Below are 15,913 nucleotides of genomic sequence, written 5' to 3' on the forward strand. Positions count from 1 at the left end.
AGTCCGCACGGCTACGGACTGACGGAACGGACAGAGCCTTTAACCTAGCCCTGTTTTGAGCGTATGACTAATCACTGGACTCTATGGACAGGTTCGCGGTTCCGAACTCCGCTATCATGCGGCGGTTTTCGTGACAGGCTTTGCTACGGAGTTTCAATGAACACGCTTTTTATGCACTGCCGACCGGGCTTCGAAGGCGAGGTCTGTTCCGAGATCGCCGAACATGCCGCGCGGCTGAACGTGGCCGGCTACGCCAAGGCCAAGCCGGCCAGCGCCTGCGCCGAATTCGTCTGCACTGAAGAAGACGGCGCCGAGCGGCTGATGCGTGGACAGCGCTTTGCCGAGCTGATTTTCCCGCGCCAGTGGGCGCGTGGCTCGTTCATCGAGTTGCCGGAGACCGACCGCATCAGCGTCATCCTCGCCCATCTGGCGGCTTTCCCGACGTGCGGCAGCCTGTGGCTGGAAGTGGTCGATACCAACGACGGCAAAGAGCTGTCGAACTTCTGCAAGAAATTCGAAGGTCCGTTGCGCAAGGCCTTGAGTGGCGCCGGCAAGCTGGTGGACGATGCGCACAAGCCGCGCCTGCTGCTGACGTTCAAGAGTGGCCGCGAAGTGTTCCTAGGTTTGGCGGAGGCCAATAACTCGGCGATGTGGCCGATGGGTATTCCACGCCTTAAATTCCCTCGCGAAGCGCCGAGCCGCTCGACCCTCAAGCTCGAAGAGGCCTGGCACCATTTCATTCCCCGTGACCAATGGGATGAGCGGCTGCACAGCGACATGACCGGCGTGGACCTCGGCGCTGCGCCGGGTGGCTGGACCTGGCAACTGGTCAACCGGGGCATGTTGGTGACGGCCATCGACAACGGTCCGATGGCTGAAAGCCTGATGGACACCGGCCTGGTGCAGCACTTGATGGCGGACGGCTTCACGTTCAAGCCCAAGCAGCCGGTGGATTGGATGGTCTGTGACATCGTCGAAAAACCCGCGCGCAATGCCGCAATGCTGGAAGAGTGGATTGGCGAGGGGCATTGTCGCGAGGCGGTGGTCAACTTGAAACTGCCGATGAAGCAGCGTTACGCCGAGGTGAAGCGTCTGCTCGAACGCATCGCCGAGGGTTTCAAGGCCCGGGGTATCAAGGTCGAGATCGGCTGCAAGCAGCTGTATCACGACCGTGAGGAAGTGACGTGCCATCTGCGGCGGCTGGATAGCAAGAGGCCGAAGTCTCGCTAATTCCTTAAGGTACCAAAGTCCCCTGTGGGAGCGAGCTTGCTCGCGATGGCGTCGTCACATTCAGCATTGATGCAAACTGACCCACCGTCATCGCGAGCAAGCTCGCTCCCACAGGGTGCGGCGTTAAGCCAGGGGTGACCGAGCGCCGACATTGCGCGACAATAGCGGCCAGTTTCAGGAGTAGAACATGAGTGAAATGAACGAAACGCCGGTCGACGGCACGCTGGACGCCACCGGCCTCAACTGCCCGGAGCCGGTTATGATGCTGCACCAGCATATCCGTGACCTGGCCCCCGGCGGATTGCTGAAAGTCATTGCCACCGACCCGTCGACTCGCCGTGATATCCCCAAGTTTTGCGTGTTTCTCGATCACGAACTGGTCAGCCAGGATGAAGTGGACGGCACCTACCGCTACTGGATCCGCAAGAAGCTCGCTTAAGCCGTCGAGCGACTGATGCGAATCTGCCCGCGGGCACTGCGCGTCAGTCGGATCGTCAGCATCAACGCCGCGCAGCTCAATCCCACGATCAAACCCTGCCACAATCCGCTTGGGCCGCTGGCGGTGCCGAGCCAGTCGGTCAGGCCCAGGGCGTAACCCACCGGCAAGCCGATGCCCCAGTAAGCGAAGAGCGTCAGGATCATCGTCACCTGGGTGTCCTGGTAACCGCGCAACGCGCCCGCCGCCGTGACCTGGATGGCATCGGAAAACTGAAACAGCGCCGCGTAGACGATCAGCATCGAGGCCACTTCGATCACCACGGGGTCGGCGGTATAGATCGCCGCGATAGGCCCGCGCAACGCGAACATCAGGCTCGCCGACAGGCAGGCGTACGCCAGGGCCGTGGCCATGCCGACACCCGCCGCAAAGCGCGCTTCCCGAGGCTGGCTACGCCCCAGCGCCTGGCCGACCCGTACGGTCACGGCCATGCCCAGGGAATAGGGAATCATGAACACCAGCGAGCTGAAATTCAGGGCGATCTGGTGTCCGGCCACCACTGTGGCGCCGAGGCTGCCGATCAGCAGGGCGATGACCGCGAAGATGCTCGATTCGGCGAACACCGCGATGCCGATCGGCAGGCCGATGCCCAGCAGGCGCTTGATGACCGACCATTGCGGCCAGTCGAAACGGCTGAACAGCTGACTCGATTGATAGATCGGGCCCCAGCGTGTCCAGGCGGCCATGCCCGCCGCCATGAACCACATCACGATGGCCGTGGCCCAGCCGCAGCCGACACCGCCCATGGCGGGAACGCCCAGGTGTCCATAGATGAAGATATAGTTGAGCGGAACGTTCAGGGCCAGCCCGCATAGCCCCAGCACCATCGCCGGTCGCGTACGCCCCAAGCCGTCGCTGAAGCAGCGCAGCACGTAATAGATTGCCACCGCCGGGAGGCCGCTGCCGATGCCGCGCAAGTATTCCATGCAAGGGCCGATCAGTTCGGGATCGACTTTCATGACATGCAGGATCGGCTCGGCGCTGAGCAGCGCCAATGTTGCGATCAGCCCCACCGCGAGGGCCAGCCATAATGCCTGACGCACCAATGGACCGATCTGTTCAAACGTACCGGCACCGAAACGCTGGGCCACCTTCGGCGTGGTAGCCAACAGCGTGCCGGTCATCAACAGGAATACCGGAACCCAGATCGAATTGCCCAGCGCCACCGCCGCGAGATCCCGCGGCCCGACCCGGCCGGCCATCACCGCGTCGACAAAGCCCATGGCGGTGGTTGCCAATTGCGCCACCATGATTGGCAACGCGAGGGCCAGCAACGTCTTGAGCTCCAGGCGCACCCGGGCCGGGCGGGAGACAATGGTGGGGGTGTCGATCACAGGATTCACAGGGCAAGCATCCGAAAAATATTAAGCGCAAGGCGGCGAATTCTACGCCTTGACGCATCGGTCAGTAAAAAACCTGTGTTGGGGATTTGTAATCAATTCTTCGGGGAGACTGGCTGGCTAGTGAGTCTTGTGGTGAGGGGATTTATCCCCGCTCGACTGCGTAGCAGGCGCGAAAAATCGAGGAGGGCGCTTCGCACCCAGCGGGGATAAATCCCCTCGCCACAACATCAGTCGCTCCAGGTAATGCACAGGCCCAGTGGAACGCCTACACTGCCCACCCCGCCAAAGGAGCTTTGCCATGCTGATCGTTGCCGACGAAAACATTCCCCTGCTCGATGCGTTTTTCCAAGGTTTTGGTGAAATCCGCCGGGTGCCGGGGCGGGGCATCGACCGGGCGCTGGTCGAGCAGGCTGACGTGCTGCTGGTGCGTTCGGTCAGCCAGGTCAATCGGGCGCTGCTGGAAGGCAGCAAGGTGCGTTTTGTCGGCACCTGCACCATCGGCACCGATCACCTGGACCTGGAATATTTCGCCGAAGCCGGCATTCGCTGGGCCAGTGCCCCGGGCTGTAACGCCCGTGGTGTGGTGGACTATGTGCTGGGCAGTCTCATGACCCTGGCGGAAATCGAAGGCGCGGATCTTGCGCAGCGCACCTTTGGCGTCGTCGGCGCGGGGCAGGTAGGCGGGCGATTGATCAAGGTACTCAAAGACCTGGGCTGGGTCGTGAAAGTCTGTGATCCGCCGCGTCAGGCTGCCGAAGGCGGCGATTACCTGAGCCTGGAGCAGATTATCGAGCAGTGCGATGTGATCAGCCTGCACACACCGTTGACCCGCGACGGCGAGCAGCCGACCTGGCACCTTTTCGATGAGCAACGATTGAACAGCCTCAAGCCGGGGACCTGGTTGATCAACGCCGCGCGCGGCCCGGTCATCGACAACGCGGCGCTGCGCGAAGTGCTGCTGGAGCGTGAAGATCTGCAAGCGGTGCTGGATGTCTGGGAGCAGGAGCCGACAGTCGACGTCGATCTGGCCGACCTCTGTGTGATCGCCACGCCGCACATCGCCGGCTACAGCCTTGACGGTCGCCAGCGTGGCACGGCGCAGATTTATGAAGCCTTGTGCGGATTCCTGCAGCGGCCGGTGGAAATCAGCCTGGCCGAGCTGTTGCCACGGCCGTGGCTCGCCGGTCTCACGCTGGATGCCGCCACCGACCCGGCCTGGGCCCTGGCGGCCTTGTGCCGGAGCGTGTACGACCCGCGCCGTGACGATGCGGACTTTCGCCGCAGCCTGATCGGCACCGACAGCGAGCAACGTAGCGCTTTTGATGCCTTGCGCAAGCATTATCCGCCACGCCGGGAAATCGACAGCTTGAAGGTGCGGATCGAAGGGCAATCGCCGACGTTGGAAAATATCGTGGCAGCCCTGGGCGCCACCATTGCTTGAGCGTAGAGCGCTTTTGTGGCGAGGGAGCAAGCTCCTTCACCCCGCAAGCCGGCGAATCAAAAGCATAAAAAACCCGACATCAAGGTCGGGTTCAGTTGAAGACGGGGCTGTATCACTTTTGTTCGGCAGGTTTGACCAGTCGTTTTTCCAGTTCGCTGCAGGCTTTCTGGATCATGTCTTCGGTGATCGGTACTTCGCGCCCTTGGGCATCGATGAACGAGCAGCCCAGGGACTGGTCCGGTTGCGTGCGGATCACTTGAATCTTGTCTTCGCTGCTGTGTTGCAAGGACATGGCCTGTCTCCTCATCAGGTTGCGTGCCTATAGTAATGTCGCCAGGTGACCGAGCCATGACACTCCTTGAAGGTTCACGGCGACAGCTCCACTCAACCAGAAACGCCGATGCATTTCCAGCCAGACTTTAGACCGATAACATCTAGAGCCTGATCTTGGCGGTCATATCTAACCTGACTCATCCTGATTCAAATTGGTTCCGCTGCGTTTCGGTGCTCCTGACCAACTCCTTTTCCCGTTGCATTATCGGATGCCCTCGATGCTTTCTTCCCGACAACGCCGTGCCATACGCCTGGCCAGTGGCTTCATCGCTCCTTACCGCAAACAGGTCGTTGGCGCTTTGCTGGCCCTGATCGTCACCGCCGGCATTACCTTGTCCATGGGGCAGGGTATCCGGTTGCTGGTGGACCAGGGTTTCATGACGCGCTCGCCGCATCTGCTCAATCAGTCGATCGGGTTGTTCATGGTCCTGGTGGCGGGGTTGGCGGTCGGTACGTTTGCCCGTTTCTACCTGGTGTCGTGGATTGGCGAGCGGGTGGTGGCCGATATCCGCCGACAGGTTTTCAACCACCTGGTGTATCTGCATCCCGGATTCTACGAAAACAACCGCAGTTCGGAAATCCAGTCACGCCTGACCGCCGACACCACGCTGCTGCAATCGGTGATCGGTTCGTCGTTATCACTGTTTCTGCGCAACGCGCTGATGGTGGTCGGAGGCATCGTGCTGCTGTTCGTCACCAATCCCAAGCTCACCAGCATCGTGGTGATTGCGCTGCCGCTGGTGCTGGCGCCGATCCTGGTCTTTGGCCGGCGAGTGCGCAGCCTGTCCCGCGAGAGCCAGGACCGTATCGCCGATGTCGGCAGTTACGTTTCCGAAACCCTCGGCCAGATCAAGACGGTGCAGGCCTATAACCACCAGGTCCAGGACGAGCACCGTTTCGCTGCTACCGTGGAGCAGGCCTTCGACACTGCCCGCAAGCGTATCGCCCAGCGCGCCTGGTTGATTACCCTGGTGATCGTTCTGGTACTGGGTGCGGTGGGCGTAATGCTCTGGGTCGGTGGCATGGACGTGATCGCCGGGCGCATTTCCGGCGGTGAGCTGGCGGCATTCGTGTTTTACAGCCTGATTGTCGGCAGCGCTTTCGGTACGCTCAGCGAAGTGATCGGCGAGCTGCAGCGGGCGGCTGGCGCCGCTGAACGAATTGCCGAGTTGCTGCGTTCGCAGAACATCATCCAGCCGCCGGCGACGGGCCTTGTCACGTTGCCGCAGCGGGTCAGGGGCGACCTGCGCCTTGAAGGTGTACGGTTTTCCTACCCGTCGCGGCCGGAAAGCTATGCGGTCGATGGTTTGGACCTGAGCGTCAACGCTGGCGAAACCGTCGCGCTGGTCGGTCCGTCCGGGGCGGGTAAATCCACCGTGTACGACCTGCTGCTGCGGTTCTACGATCCAGTGCAGGGGCAGATATTCCTTGACGGCGTGCCGCTGACCTTGCTCGATCCGCTGGACCTGCGTCGTCACTTCGCCCTGGTCTCGCAGAGCCCGGCACTGTTCTTCGGTACGGTGGAAGAAAATATTCGCTACGGCAATCCGCAAGCCACCGACGAACAGGTGCGCGAAGCGGCGCGGATCGCTCACGCCCATGACTTCATCGAGAAAATGCCGGATGGCTACCAGACCCATCTGGGTGATGGCGGCCTGGGTTTGTCCGGTGGCCAGCGCCAACGCCTGGCCATCGCCCGGGCATTGCTGATCGACGCGCCGATCCTGCTGTTGGACGAAGCCACCAGCGCGCTCGATGCGCAAAGCGAACACCTCATCCAGCAAGCCCTGCCCAGCCTGATGAAAAACCGCACCACCCTGGTCATCGCCCACCGCCTGGCGACGGTGAAAAATGCCGACCGGATCGCGGTGATGGACCAGGGCAGGGTGGTCGCCGTGGGCACTCATCAGGAGTTGGTGGCGAGTAATGCGCTGTATGCGCGGTTGGCGGCGTTGCAGTTCAGTCAGCAGGAAGAGGATGTTCGATGAGTGCTGCTCGCACCGAAGTGTTGGGGCATTATGTCGAACTGTGTGTCTGGCTTGGATAAGGTATGAGTCGTTACGCGCCACCGTTGACCCTGACGACTGGAATGCTGGGATTGATCGCAGATATCAGCGAGCAGATCGGCCAGCTTTCAGCTGTCGGCGAGAGCCAGCAGACGCCGCAGCTGCGCCGGGGAAACCGGATCCGCACGATTCAAGCGTCCCTCGCGATCGAAAACAATACCCTGACTGTCGAGCAGGTCACTGCGGTTCTGGCTGGGCAACGGGTGTTGGGTCTGCCTCGTGAAATCCAGGAAGTGCGTAATGCTTTTGCTGCCTACGAAGCGATGTCGAATTGGCAGCCCGACAGCCGAACCGACCTGCTCACTGCTCATGAATTATTAATGCACGGGCTGATTGACGAGGCGGGACAGTTTCGCCGTGCGGGCGTGGGCATTTATCGCGGTGATCAACTGGTCCATATGGCACCGCCGCCCAGCCGCGTGACACATTTGATAGACGATTTGCTGGCATGGGCCGGGTCGTGTGATTGGCATCCATTGATCATCAGCTGCGTATTTCATTACGAATTCGAATTCATTCATCCTTTTGCAGATGGAAACGGACGCATGGGGCGTTTGTGGCAAACATTGATTCTCAGCCGGTGGCGACCTGTGTTGGCTTATCTGCCGGTCGAAGCGGTCATTCGCGATCAGCAGGATGCTTACTACGCTGCGCTATCGACTTCGGACCGGCTGGCCGAGGCGACCCCTTTTGTTGAGTTCATGCTGAGCTCACTCAATGTCGCGCTTGGAGAAGCAATTCATAGCGAACCTTCAACCGACCAAGTAACCGACCAAGTAACCGACCAAGTAGCCAGGTTGCTTCAGGCGTTGCGCGGGGGTGGGGCCTTCAAGGTCAGTGAGCTGATGGGGCAGTTGGGGCTGGCGCATAAGGCTACATTTCGCAGCAACTACCTCAGGCCGGCGTTGGCTTGCGGTTTGATCGAAATGACCGATCCCGGATCACCCAGGAGCCCGGCGCAACGGTATCGACTTGCTCCATTGGGTAAGCAAAAGCTGATGCGGTCTGGTTGAACCCCTGCAAAACGATGTGGGAGCGAGCCTGCTCGCGAAGGCGATAGACCCCCAACATTGATGTTGACTGTCACACCGCTTTCGCGAGCAGACTCGCTCCCACAGGTTCTTTCAGGATTTTTGGTCGTTACTGATCGTCAAAATACCGCTCATGCCAGTCCACCAACGGTTGTGGCGAGTTGAGTTTCTGGCCGTAGATCACCGAGTATGACAGCACGTTCTGTACGTATTGGCGGGTTTCGTCGAAAGGGATGCTTTCGACCCAGACGTCGAAGCTCAGGTGGTCCGCGCCACGCAGCCATTGGCGGACTCGGCCGGGGCCGGCGTTGTACGCGGCGGAGGCGAGGACCCGGTTGCCGTTGAACTGGCTGTGCACCTGGCTCAGGTAAGCCGCGCCAAGCTGGATGTTCTTGTCCGGGTTGAACACTTGCTGGGGCGATGCCAGGGGAATGTTGAACTTGCGGGCGGTTTCCTTGGCGGTGCCTGGCATCAACTGCATCAGGCCGCTGGCACCGACGCTGGAGCGGGCGTCGTCCATGAATGCGCTTTCCTGGCGGGTGATGGCGAACGCCCAGCTTGGATGCAGGCCGCGGATTTTGGCTTCGCGCACCAGGGTGTCGCGGTGGGCCATCGGGAAGCGGATATCCAGGTCGTCCCAGTATTTGGCCTGGCTGATGGTGCGGATGGCCGGGAAGTACCATTTCAGGTCATAGGCCAGTTTCGCCTGGGCAACCATTTCGTCCCGGTTGAAATGGCGGCTGACGTGATACCACTCGCGGCGTCCGTCGACGATCTGTCCGCGTGCATGAAACTCCAGCGCGCGGCGCACTCCAGGGGTGTTGCGTACTTTGTTGATCAGCGCCTGGCTCATCACCAGCGGCTTGTTGTTGAGTGAATAGGGTGACTGGGAGCGGTCGGCCGCCAGGAAGCCGTAGAAGTCACGTTCCCGTGCCAGCTGCTTGTAGAGCGTCACCGCTTGAGGATTCTGTGGCTGCGCCAGCTCCAGGCTGCGGGCCTGCCAGTAACGCCAGCGGTTGGTGGTGGCGAGCGACTCGGGCAGGCGGCGGGTCAACTGATAGGCATCTTCCCAGCGGGCCAGGCGCAACAGCAGGCGCAGACGCCATTCCGAGACAGTGTCATCGCGCAGCTCCGGGTCGTATTTGGTCATCACGTCGAGGGCGCGGCTGTCGAAGCGTTTGGCCAGGGTCAGACCGATTTCCCGGGCGATTGCCACTTTCTCGTCTCGAGAGAAATGCATGGTGCTGGCATACCCGTCCAGCAACGCCATCGCTTTTTCCGGGTCCTGGCGTGCCAGGCGTCGCAAGCCGAGGCTCACGACATCGGACATCGGTTCATCGGCGGGCGCGAAGCGCGAAGGCTGGTTGAGCAGTTCGGGCTTCTGCGCCACGTCGATCAACAGACTGCCGCGAGGCGCCAGGGTGGTCAGGCCGCTCACCAGGCTGTTGGCCAGCGGATAGTTACGCGCCTGGGCGGCCAGTTTGGCGCGCTCCCAGCGTTTCTGCTCAGTCAGTTGGCCTTGGGCCGCCCACATGCCGAACAGCGCATCGCAGGCCGCCGGCTGGGATTTGCCGGTAAGCCAGAGTTTTTCGGCGTTGGCGTAGCCTTCGGCCTTGAGGCCATGGCCCAGTTGATATTGAGCGTTGAGGCAATCGAGCTCGGTGAAGTTGAGCTTGGGGTCGTAATACTTGACGAAGGTCGCCCAGTCGCCACGCTCGGCCAGCCAGCGCAACCAGCGCAGCTTCATCCAGTTGGCCTGGGGCAGGTCGCCATGTTCGGCGAGGAATTTCTCGATCTCGGCATTGCTCGCGCTTTTCAGGCGAGCGGTCAACTCATCGTAGGCCAGGTAGGGCTCCAGCGGATAATCGCGCAGGGCCTGGCTGTAGCGCAAATAGGGGCCGGAATCACCTTTGGCCAGGGCGCGCTTGGCCTCATCGTAATACTGGCGCTGGGTGGAAATATCCACCGCCTGGGCGGTCTGAACGGCAGTGGCACACACAAACAAACAAGATAAGACACTGAAAAGGCGACTGCGCATGATACGTCCGGGCAGAAAAAACAAGACAAGCCCGGGGGGGAGCCCGGGGTAACTGCCTGTAGCTTAGCCTTTTGCCAGCAACCGGCGAAAGCTTTGCAGGGCCGTTCGCGCAAGTTCGCAACAATTGTTGTGCAGAGTGCTTCGGAGGAGAAATTGGCGGACCTTTGAAGCCTCTTCTCAGGTAGAATGCGCGCCCGGTTTTTGGAGAAGCTCATGACCCTGCTCAAATTCAGCGATGTGTCCCTTGCTTTCGGCGCGATGCCGTTGTTGGACAAGGTGTCCTGGCAGATCGCCCGTGGCGAGCGGGTGTGCATCATCGGCCGCAACGGCACTGGCAAGTCCAGCATGATGAAGCTGGTCAAGGGCGACCAGAAGCCCGACGACGGCTCGGTCTGGCGCGCGCCAGGCCTGAAGATCGGCGAATTGCCCCAGGAACTGCCGGTAGCCGACGAGCGGACGGTATTCGACGTGGTTGCCGAAGGCCTGGACGGTGTCGGCGCGCTGTTGGCCGAATATCATCACCTGAGCCAGAACATCGTTACCGATGCCGACCTGGACAAGCTGATGCATGTCCAGCACGACCTCGAAGCCCGTGACGGCTGGCGTCTGCAGCAGTTGGTCGACAGCACGCTGAGCCGCTTGCAACTGCCGGCCGACAAGACCCTGGCCGAGCTGTCCGGTGGCTGGCGTCGCCGCGTCCTGCTGGCCCAGGCCCTGGTGTCCGAACCCGACCTGCTGCTGCTCGACGAGCCGACCAACCACCTCGACATCGGCGCCATCGCCTGGCTTGAAGAAGCCCTCAAGGATTTCCAGGGCGCGGTGCTGTTCATCACTCACGACCGTTCTTTCCTGCAGAACCTGGCGACCCGCATCCTCGAACTGGATCGCGGCGGCCTGATCGACTGGAACGGCGACTACGCCAGTTTCCTGGTGCACAAGGAAGCAGTGCTGGCGGCGGAAGAAACCGCCAATGCGCTGTTCGACAAGCGCCTGGCCCAGGAAGAAGTCTGGATCCGCCAGGGCATCAAGGCCCGGCGTACCCGTAACGAAGGTCGCGTACGCGCCCTCAAGGCCTTGCGCGTTGAGCGTAGCGAGCGACGCGAGCGCACCGGCAAGGCGAACATCCAGCTGGAAACCGCCGACAAGTCCGGCAAGCAGGTCATGGTGCTGGAGAACGTCAGCTTCGCCCACCCGGGTGGCCCGTTCCTGGTCAAGGACTTCTCCATGGTCCTGCAGCGCGGCGATCGGATCGGCCTGCTGGGCGCCAACGGTACCGGCAAGACGACCTTGCTCAAGCTGATGCTTGGCGGCCTGGTGCCGACCAGCGGCAAGGTGGAAGAGGGGACAAAAATCGATGTCGCCTATTTCGACCAGTTGCGCCACCAGTTGGATCTGGAAAAAACCGTGATCGACAACGTGGCCGAGGGTCGCGACTTCATCGATATCGACGGCCAGAGCCGCCACGTGTTGAGTTACCTCGGCGATTTCCTGTTCAGCCCGCAGCGCGCCCGTACCCCGGTGAAGGCGTTGTCGGGTGGCGAGCGCGCCCGTCTGTTGCTGGCCAAGCTGTTCAGCAAGCCGGCGAACCTGCTGGTGCTCGACGAACCGACCAACGACCTGGACGTGGAAACCCTCGAACTGCTGGAAGAGGTGTTGCTGACCTTTAACGGCACCGTGCTGATGGTCAGCCACGACCGGGCCTTCCTCGACAACGTGGTCACCAGCACCCTGGTTTTCGAAGGCGAAGGGCTGGTTCGCGAGTACGTAGGTGGTTACCAGGACTGGCTGCGCCAGGGTGGCTCGCCACGTCTCCTGGGCGTGACCGAGAGCAAATCCGGCAAGGCCGACCTGAATTCGGCAGTCGTCAAGGCTGAGCCGGCTCCGGTTGCCGCCACTGCCGCGCCTGCCCCTGCGAAAAAGAAGCTCAGCTACAAACTGCAGCGTGAGCTGGAGGCATTGCCTGGCGATATCGAGGCGAAGGAGCAGCAGATTGCGGCGGTGGAGGCCGAGATGGCTGACGCCGGTTTCTACCAGCGACCAGCGGCCGAAACCGCCAAGGTGATTGCCCACCTGGAGCAGTTGCAGGCCGAGCTGGATGCGCTGGTCGAGCGCTGGGCTGAACTGGACGCCTGATCCGTTGACGTAAAAAATCCCGGCACTCAGCGATGAGTACCGGGATTTTTGTTCGAAACGCTTGCCCTTGTGGGAGCGAGCCTGCTCGCGAAAGCGGTGTATCAGGCGACTTGAGCGTCGGCTGTCATGGCGCTTTCGCGAGCAGGCTCGCTCCCACCGGTTTGCCGTTTACGAGCGCTTGACCAGATGCACCGCCAGCACGTCGCATGGCGCGCCATGCAATACGTCGTTGGCCGTGGAGCCCAGCAGCAGCGCGAGGCCGTGGCGGCCATGGCTGCCGACAACGATCAGGTCGCAGCCCTGCTCCTTGGCCAGGTGATGAATTTCCTGGCGCGGCTGGCCGTAGGTCAGGTGGCTGTTTTCCTTTTTTAATGCCGGGTATTTCACGATCAGTCGATCAAGGCGTTCCTTGGCCTGGTCAAATTGTTGCTGCTGCAACTGGGAAAGGTCCATTGGGACGTCACCGCCGAAGGCCATGGCCATCGGCTCGACGATATGCACCAGCGACAGTTTGTTGTCCCGGCCTTCGCAGAGAGCGAGGGCTCGCTTGACGACAGGATCGCATTCTTCAGTAAGGTCGACGGCGACCAGGACGTGTTCGTAGTACATGAAAAGCACTCCAGAGAATGGCGATACGGTAAGTATGGCTGGTTTCAAGCGCATTGACGGTGATGCGGGTCAACGGGCTCATCAGAATTCGGGAGTACAGATATGACGGTCTGGATAGTGGTGTCAATCCTGTTGGTGGTATTGAGCCCCTTGGCATGGTTGCGGCCATCGCGTGTTCAGAGCGGCCGCATGGCCCTGCGCATGGAGGCGCGACGCCTCGGCCTGGCCATGCAACTGGCTTCCCAGGAGTGGCCGCACTGGCTCAGTCAGCCGCCGCCCAACCCTTGCGCTCAGTACCACCGGCCCCGACGTGGCAAGCAGCCGGCCCTTTGGAGCTACTGGCAGAGCGCCCCTGGCGTGTGGGTCAATCAGTGGCGCGAGCCCTGCCTGGACGAGTCGCTGCTGGCGCATTTCCACAAGCTGCCCGCCAACGTGTACAAAATCGAAGCCGACAAGCAGATGATTACCTTGTACTGGGGCGAAAAGGGGGAAGCGAGTGTTTTGCAGGATATATCCGCAGTGCTCAACGCATTGGCTTGAGGCGTAAAAAAGCCCGACAGATTCATCGGGCGGGTTGGCCAGGCAGGCCGGTAAACCATCTCCTCGGGGCGTTCATTCGAACGTCCTTTCTTCATTCGGCTCAAACCTATTGTCACCAGCTTAGCCGGTTGAATACGGCGCGCTCGGAATTAGGGCGACTTTTCTAATTATTGATTCTATGAATGGCTGCCCATGCGGCGTCGTGTTGCGGATCCGAACGGTACGGAAATGACCATAAAGTCGCGTTCAAGCGCTTGTTTAGGGCGATTGACAATTGACGGAAATTCCGTGAAGGTGACGTACCCAAATCAAACGGGCGTATGAATTGAGCGTTTGTATTTTCAGAACGTTCCTACAGAACCCGACGATCGCGTTGGCGGGTGTGCCTGGCGGATTGGCGTAGCATCGACGGTAATGTCCATGCCGAACCAGCGGTCAGCGTTCAACGTGTACTGTTCAGCTTCCATATCGTGGAGATCAGTTGATGATTTACGAAGGTAAAGCCATCACGGTTAAGGCTCTTGAAAGTGGCATTGTCGAACTGAAGTTCGATCTCAAGGGTGAGTCCGTCAACAAGTTCAACCGTCTAACCCTGAACGAACTGCGTCAGGCCGTGGACACTATCAAGGCAGATGCTTCGATCAAGGGTGTGATCGTCAGCAGCGGCAAGGACGTGTTCATCGTCGGCGCCGACATCACCGAATTCGTCGACAACTTCAAGCTGCCCGATGCCGAACTGATCGCAGGCAACCTCGAAGCGAACCGTATCTTCAGCGATTTCGAAGACCTTGGTGTGCCAACGGTTGCGGCCATCAACGGCATCGCCCTGGGTGGCGGCCTGGAAATGTGCCTGGCGGCCGATTACCGTGTCATGTCCACCTCCGCCAAGATCGGCCTGCCGGAAGTCAAGCTGGGCATCTACCCGGGCTTCGGCGGTACCGTGCGCTTGCCGCGCCTGATCGGTGCCGATAACGCCATCGAGTGGATTGCCGCGGGCAAGGAAAACCGTGCCGAAGACGCGCTGAAAGTCGGCGCCGTGGATGCCGTGGTCGAACCTGGCAAGCTCCAGGAAGCGGCCCTTGAGACGATCAAGCGCGCCATCAGTGGTGAGTTCGACTACAAGGCCAAGCGCCAGCCGAAGCTGGAAAAGCTCAAGCTCAACGCCATTGAACAAATGATGGCCTTCGAAACCGCGAAGGGTTTCGTCGCCGGCCAGGCTGGCCCGAACTACCCGGCGCCGGTCGAAGCCATCAAGACCATCCAGAAAGCCGCGAACTTCGGTCGCGACAAGGCCCTGGAAGTCGAGGCCGCCGGTTTCGTCAAACTGGCCAAGACCTCGGCTGCGCAAAGCCTGATCGGCCTGTTCCTCAACGATCAGGAGCTGAAGAAAAAGGCCAAGGCCTACGACGAAATCGCTCGCGACGTGAAGCAGGCGGCTGTGCTGGGTGCTGGCATCATGGGCGGTGGTATCGCCTACCAGTCGGCGTCCAAGGGCACGCCGATCCTGATGAAAGACATCAACGAACAAGGCATCGAACAAGGCCTGGCCGAAGCTGCCAAGCTGCTGGTCGGCCGTGTCGACAAAGGTCGCATGACCGCCGCGAAGATGGCCGAAGTGCTCAACGGCATTCGCCCGACGCTGTCCTATGGCGATTTCGGCCATGTCGACCTGGTGGTCGAAGCCGTTGTCGAGAACCCGAAGGTCAAGCAGGCGGTACTGGCTGAAGTCGAAGACAAGGTCAAGGAGGACACGATCCTTGCCTCGAACACCTCGACCATTTCCATCTCGCTGCTGGCCAAGGCCCTCAAGCGTCCGGAAAACTTCGTCGGCATGCACTTCTTCAACCCGGTGCACATGATGCCGCTGGTGGAAGTCATCCGTGGCGAGAAGTCCAGTGAGCACGCGATCGCCACCACGGTGGCCTACGCGAAAAAAATGGGCAAGAACCCGATCGTGGTCAACGACTGCCCGGGCTTTCTGGTCAACCGCGTGCTGTTCCCATACTTTGGCGGTTTCGCCAAGCTGGTCAGCGCCGGCGTGGACTTCGTGCGCATCGACAAGATCATGGAGAAATTCGGCTGGCCGATGGGCCCGGCGTACCTGATGGACGTGGTTGGCATCGACACTGGCCACCATGGTCGCGATGTCATGGCCGAAGGCTTCCCGGATCGTATGAAGGATGATCGCCGTTCGGCTGTCGACGTGCTCTATGAAGCCAAGCGTCTGGGCCAGAAGAACGGCAAGGGCTTCTACGCCTACGAAACCGACAAGCGCGGCAAGCAGAAGAAAGTCGCCGATTCGTCGGTGCTGGAAGTGCTCAAGCCGATCGTCTACGAGCAGCGCGAAGTCACCGACGAGGACATCATCAACTGGATGATGATCCCGCTGTGCCTGGAAACCGTGCGTTGCCTGGAAGACGGCATTGTCGAAACCGCCGCCGAAGCCGACATGGGTCTGGTCTACGGTATCGGTTTCCCTCCATTCCGTGGCGGTGCGCTGCGCTACATCGATTCGATCGGTGTCGCCGAGTTCGTTGCCCTGGCTGACCAGTACGCTGATCTGGGCGCGCTGTACCACCCGACCGCGAAGCTGCGTGAAATGGCCAAGAACGGCCAGCGTTTCTTCGGTTAAGCGCCCAACGACTAGAGCGAG

12 protein-coding genes are annotated in these 15,913 nt (G+C 60.8%); 8 read left to right on the forward strand and 4 right to left on the reverse strand.

Going from position 1 to position 15,913, the window contains the following annotated elements:
* Positions 1–156 precede the first annotated feature (156 nt).
* On the forward strand, positions 157–1,230 hold the full coding sequence (gene rlmM / locus PSH78_RS09375) for a 23S rRNA (cytidine(2498)-2'-O)-methyltransferase RlmM (protein WP_305499972.1): 1,074 nt from the start codon (positions 157–159) through the stop codon (positions 1,228–1,230).
* A gap of 187 nt (positions 1,231–1,417) precedes the next feature.
* Complete coding sequence (tusA, locus tag PSH78_RS09380) at positions 1,418–1,669, forward strand: sulfurtransferase TusA (RefSeq protein ID WP_305499973.1); 252 nt, start codon at positions 1,418–1,420, stop codon at positions 1,667–1,669.
* Here tusA and PSH78_RS09385 read toward each other — a convergent pair.
* On the reverse strand, positions 1,666–3,069 hold the full coding sequence (locus PSH78_RS09385) for an MATE family efflux transporter (protein ID WP_305499974.1): 1,404 nt from the start codon (positions 3,067–3,069) through the stop codon (positions 1,666–1,668). The two genes, tusA and PSH78_RS09385, sit on opposite strands and share 4 nt — an antisense overlap.
* Before the next feature lie 298 nt (positions 3,070–3,367).
* Between PSH78_RS09385 and pdxB the strand changes: the two genes are divergently transcribed.
* Entirely contained in the window at positions 3,368–4,510 is a 1,143-nt protein-coding gene (gene pdxB / locus PSH78_RS09390; RefSeq protein WP_305499975.1) for a 4-phosphoerythronate dehydrogenase PdxB, read from the forward strand.
* Between the two features lie 112 nt (positions 4,511–4,622).
* Here the strand turns inward: pdxB and PSH78_RS09395 are convergent, their stop codons facing one another.
* Complete coding sequence (locus PSH78_RS09395) at positions 4,623–4,802, reverse strand: PA1571 family protein (RefSeq protein ID WP_123341965.1); 180 nt, start codon at positions 4,800–4,802, stop codon at positions 4,623–4,625.
* Positions 4,803–5,052: 250 nt separating this feature from the next.
* Between PSH78_RS09395 and PSH78_RS09400 the strand changes: the two genes are divergently transcribed.
* Complete coding sequence (locus PSH78_RS09400; RefSeq protein ID WP_305499980.1) at positions 5,053–6,831, forward strand: ABC transporter transmembrane domain-containing protein; 1,779 nt, start codon at positions 5,053–5,055, stop codon at positions 6,829–6,831.
* Between the two features lie 62 nt (positions 6,832–6,893).
* Positions 6,894–7,922, forward strand: a complete 1,029-nt coding sequence (locus PSH78_RS09405; RefSeq protein WP_305499982.1) for a Fic family protein — start codon at positions 6,894–6,896, stop codon at positions 7,920–7,922.
* Positions 7,923–8,049: 127 nt separating this feature from the next.
* Here the strand turns inward: PSH78_RS09405 and PSH78_RS09410 are convergent, their stop codons facing one another.
* Positions 8,050–9,978, reverse strand: coding sequence for a transglycosylase SLT domain-containing protein (locus PSH78_RS09410; protein WP_305499984.1), 1,929 nt, complete (start codon positions 9,976–9,978; stop codon positions 8,050–8,052).
* A gap of 213 nt (positions 9,979–10,191) precedes the next feature.
* Here PSH78_RS09410 and PSH78_RS09415 point away from each other — a divergent pair, with 213 nt between their 5' ends.
* Complete coding sequence (locus PSH78_RS09415; RefSeq protein ID WP_305499986.1) at positions 10,192–12,111, forward strand: ATP-binding cassette domain-containing protein; 1,920 nt, start codon at positions 10,192–10,194, stop codon at positions 12,109–12,111.
* Positions 12,112–12,279: 168 nt separating this feature from the next.
* Here the strand turns inward: PSH78_RS09415 and PSH78_RS09420 are convergent, their stop codons facing one another.
* The gene (locus tag PSH78_RS09420; protein WP_305499988.1) at positions 12,280–12,720 is read right to left on the reverse strand and encodes a universal stress protein; all 441 of its coding nucleotides are present in this window, start codon (positions 12,718–12,720) and stop codon (positions 12,280–12,282) included.
* Positions 12,721–12,822: 102 nt separating this feature from the next.
* Between PSH78_RS09420 and PSH78_RS09425 the strand changes: the two genes are divergently transcribed.
* Both PSH78_RS09425 and fadB read left to right on the forward strand, forming a co-directional pair.
* Complete coding sequence (locus PSH78_RS09425) at positions 12,823–13,260, forward strand: hypothetical protein (protein WP_305499990.1); 438 nt, start codon at positions 12,823–12,825, stop codon at positions 13,258–13,260.
* Positions 13,261–13,744: 484 nt separating this feature from the next.
* Positions 13,745–15,892 carry a fatty acid oxidation complex subunit alpha FadB gene (fadB, locus tag PSH78_RS09430; RefSeq protein ID WP_305499992.1) on the forward strand — a complete coding sequence of 716 codons (2,148 nt, stop codon included), beginning with the start codon at positions 13,745–13,747 and terminating at the stop codon, positions 15,890–15,892.
* Positions 15,893–15,913 lie beyond the last annotated feature (21 nt).

This window comes from Pseudomonas sp. FP198, from assembly GCF_030687895.1.
GTDB lineage: Bacteria > Pseudomonadota > Gammaproteobacteria > Pseudomonadales > Pseudomonadaceae > Aquipseudomonas.

Coding starts and splice junctions, on each gene's coding strand:
- PSH78_RS09400 (WP_305499980.1), top strand. CDS start 5,053: ATGCCCTCGATGCTTTCTTCCCGACAACGCCGTGCCATACGCCTGGCC.
- PSH78_RS09415 (WP_305499986.1), top strand. CDS start 10,192: ATGACCCTGCTCAAATTCAGCGATGTGTCCCTTGCTTTCGGCGCGATG.
- tusA (WP_305499973.1), top strand. CDS start 1,418: ATGAGTGAAATGAACGAAACGCCGGTCGACGGCACGCTGGACGCCACC.
- PSH78_RS09410 (WP_305499984.1), bottom strand. CDS start 9,978: ATGCGCAGTCGCCTTTTCAGTGTCTTATCTTGTTTGTTTGTGTGTGCC.
- fadB (WP_305499992.1), top strand. CDS start 13,745: ATGATTTACGAAGGTAAAGCCATCACGGTTAAGGCTCTTGAAAGTGGC.
- PSH78_RS09425 (WP_305499990.1), top strand. CDS start 12,823: ATGACGGTCTGGATAGTGGTGTCAATCCTGTTGGTGGTATTGAGCCCC.
- PSH78_RS09395 (WP_123341965.1), bottom strand. CDS start 4,802: ATGTCCTTGCAACACAGCAGCGAAGACAAGATTCAAGTGATCCGCACG.
- PSH78_RS09420 (WP_305499988.1), bottom strand. CDS start 12,720: ATGTACTACGAACACGTCCTGGTCGCCGTCGACCTTACTGAAGAATGC.
- rlmM (WP_305499972.1), top strand. CDS start 157: ATGAACACGCTTTTTATGCACTGCCGACCGGGCTTCGAAGGCGAGGTC.
- PSH78_RS09405 (WP_305499982.1), top strand. CDS start 6,894: ATGAGTCGTTACGCGCCACCGTTGACCCTGACGACTGGAATGCTGGGA.
- pdxB (WP_305499975.1), top strand. CDS start 3,368: ATGCTGATCGTTGCCGACGAAAACATTCCCCTGCTCGATGCGTTTTTC.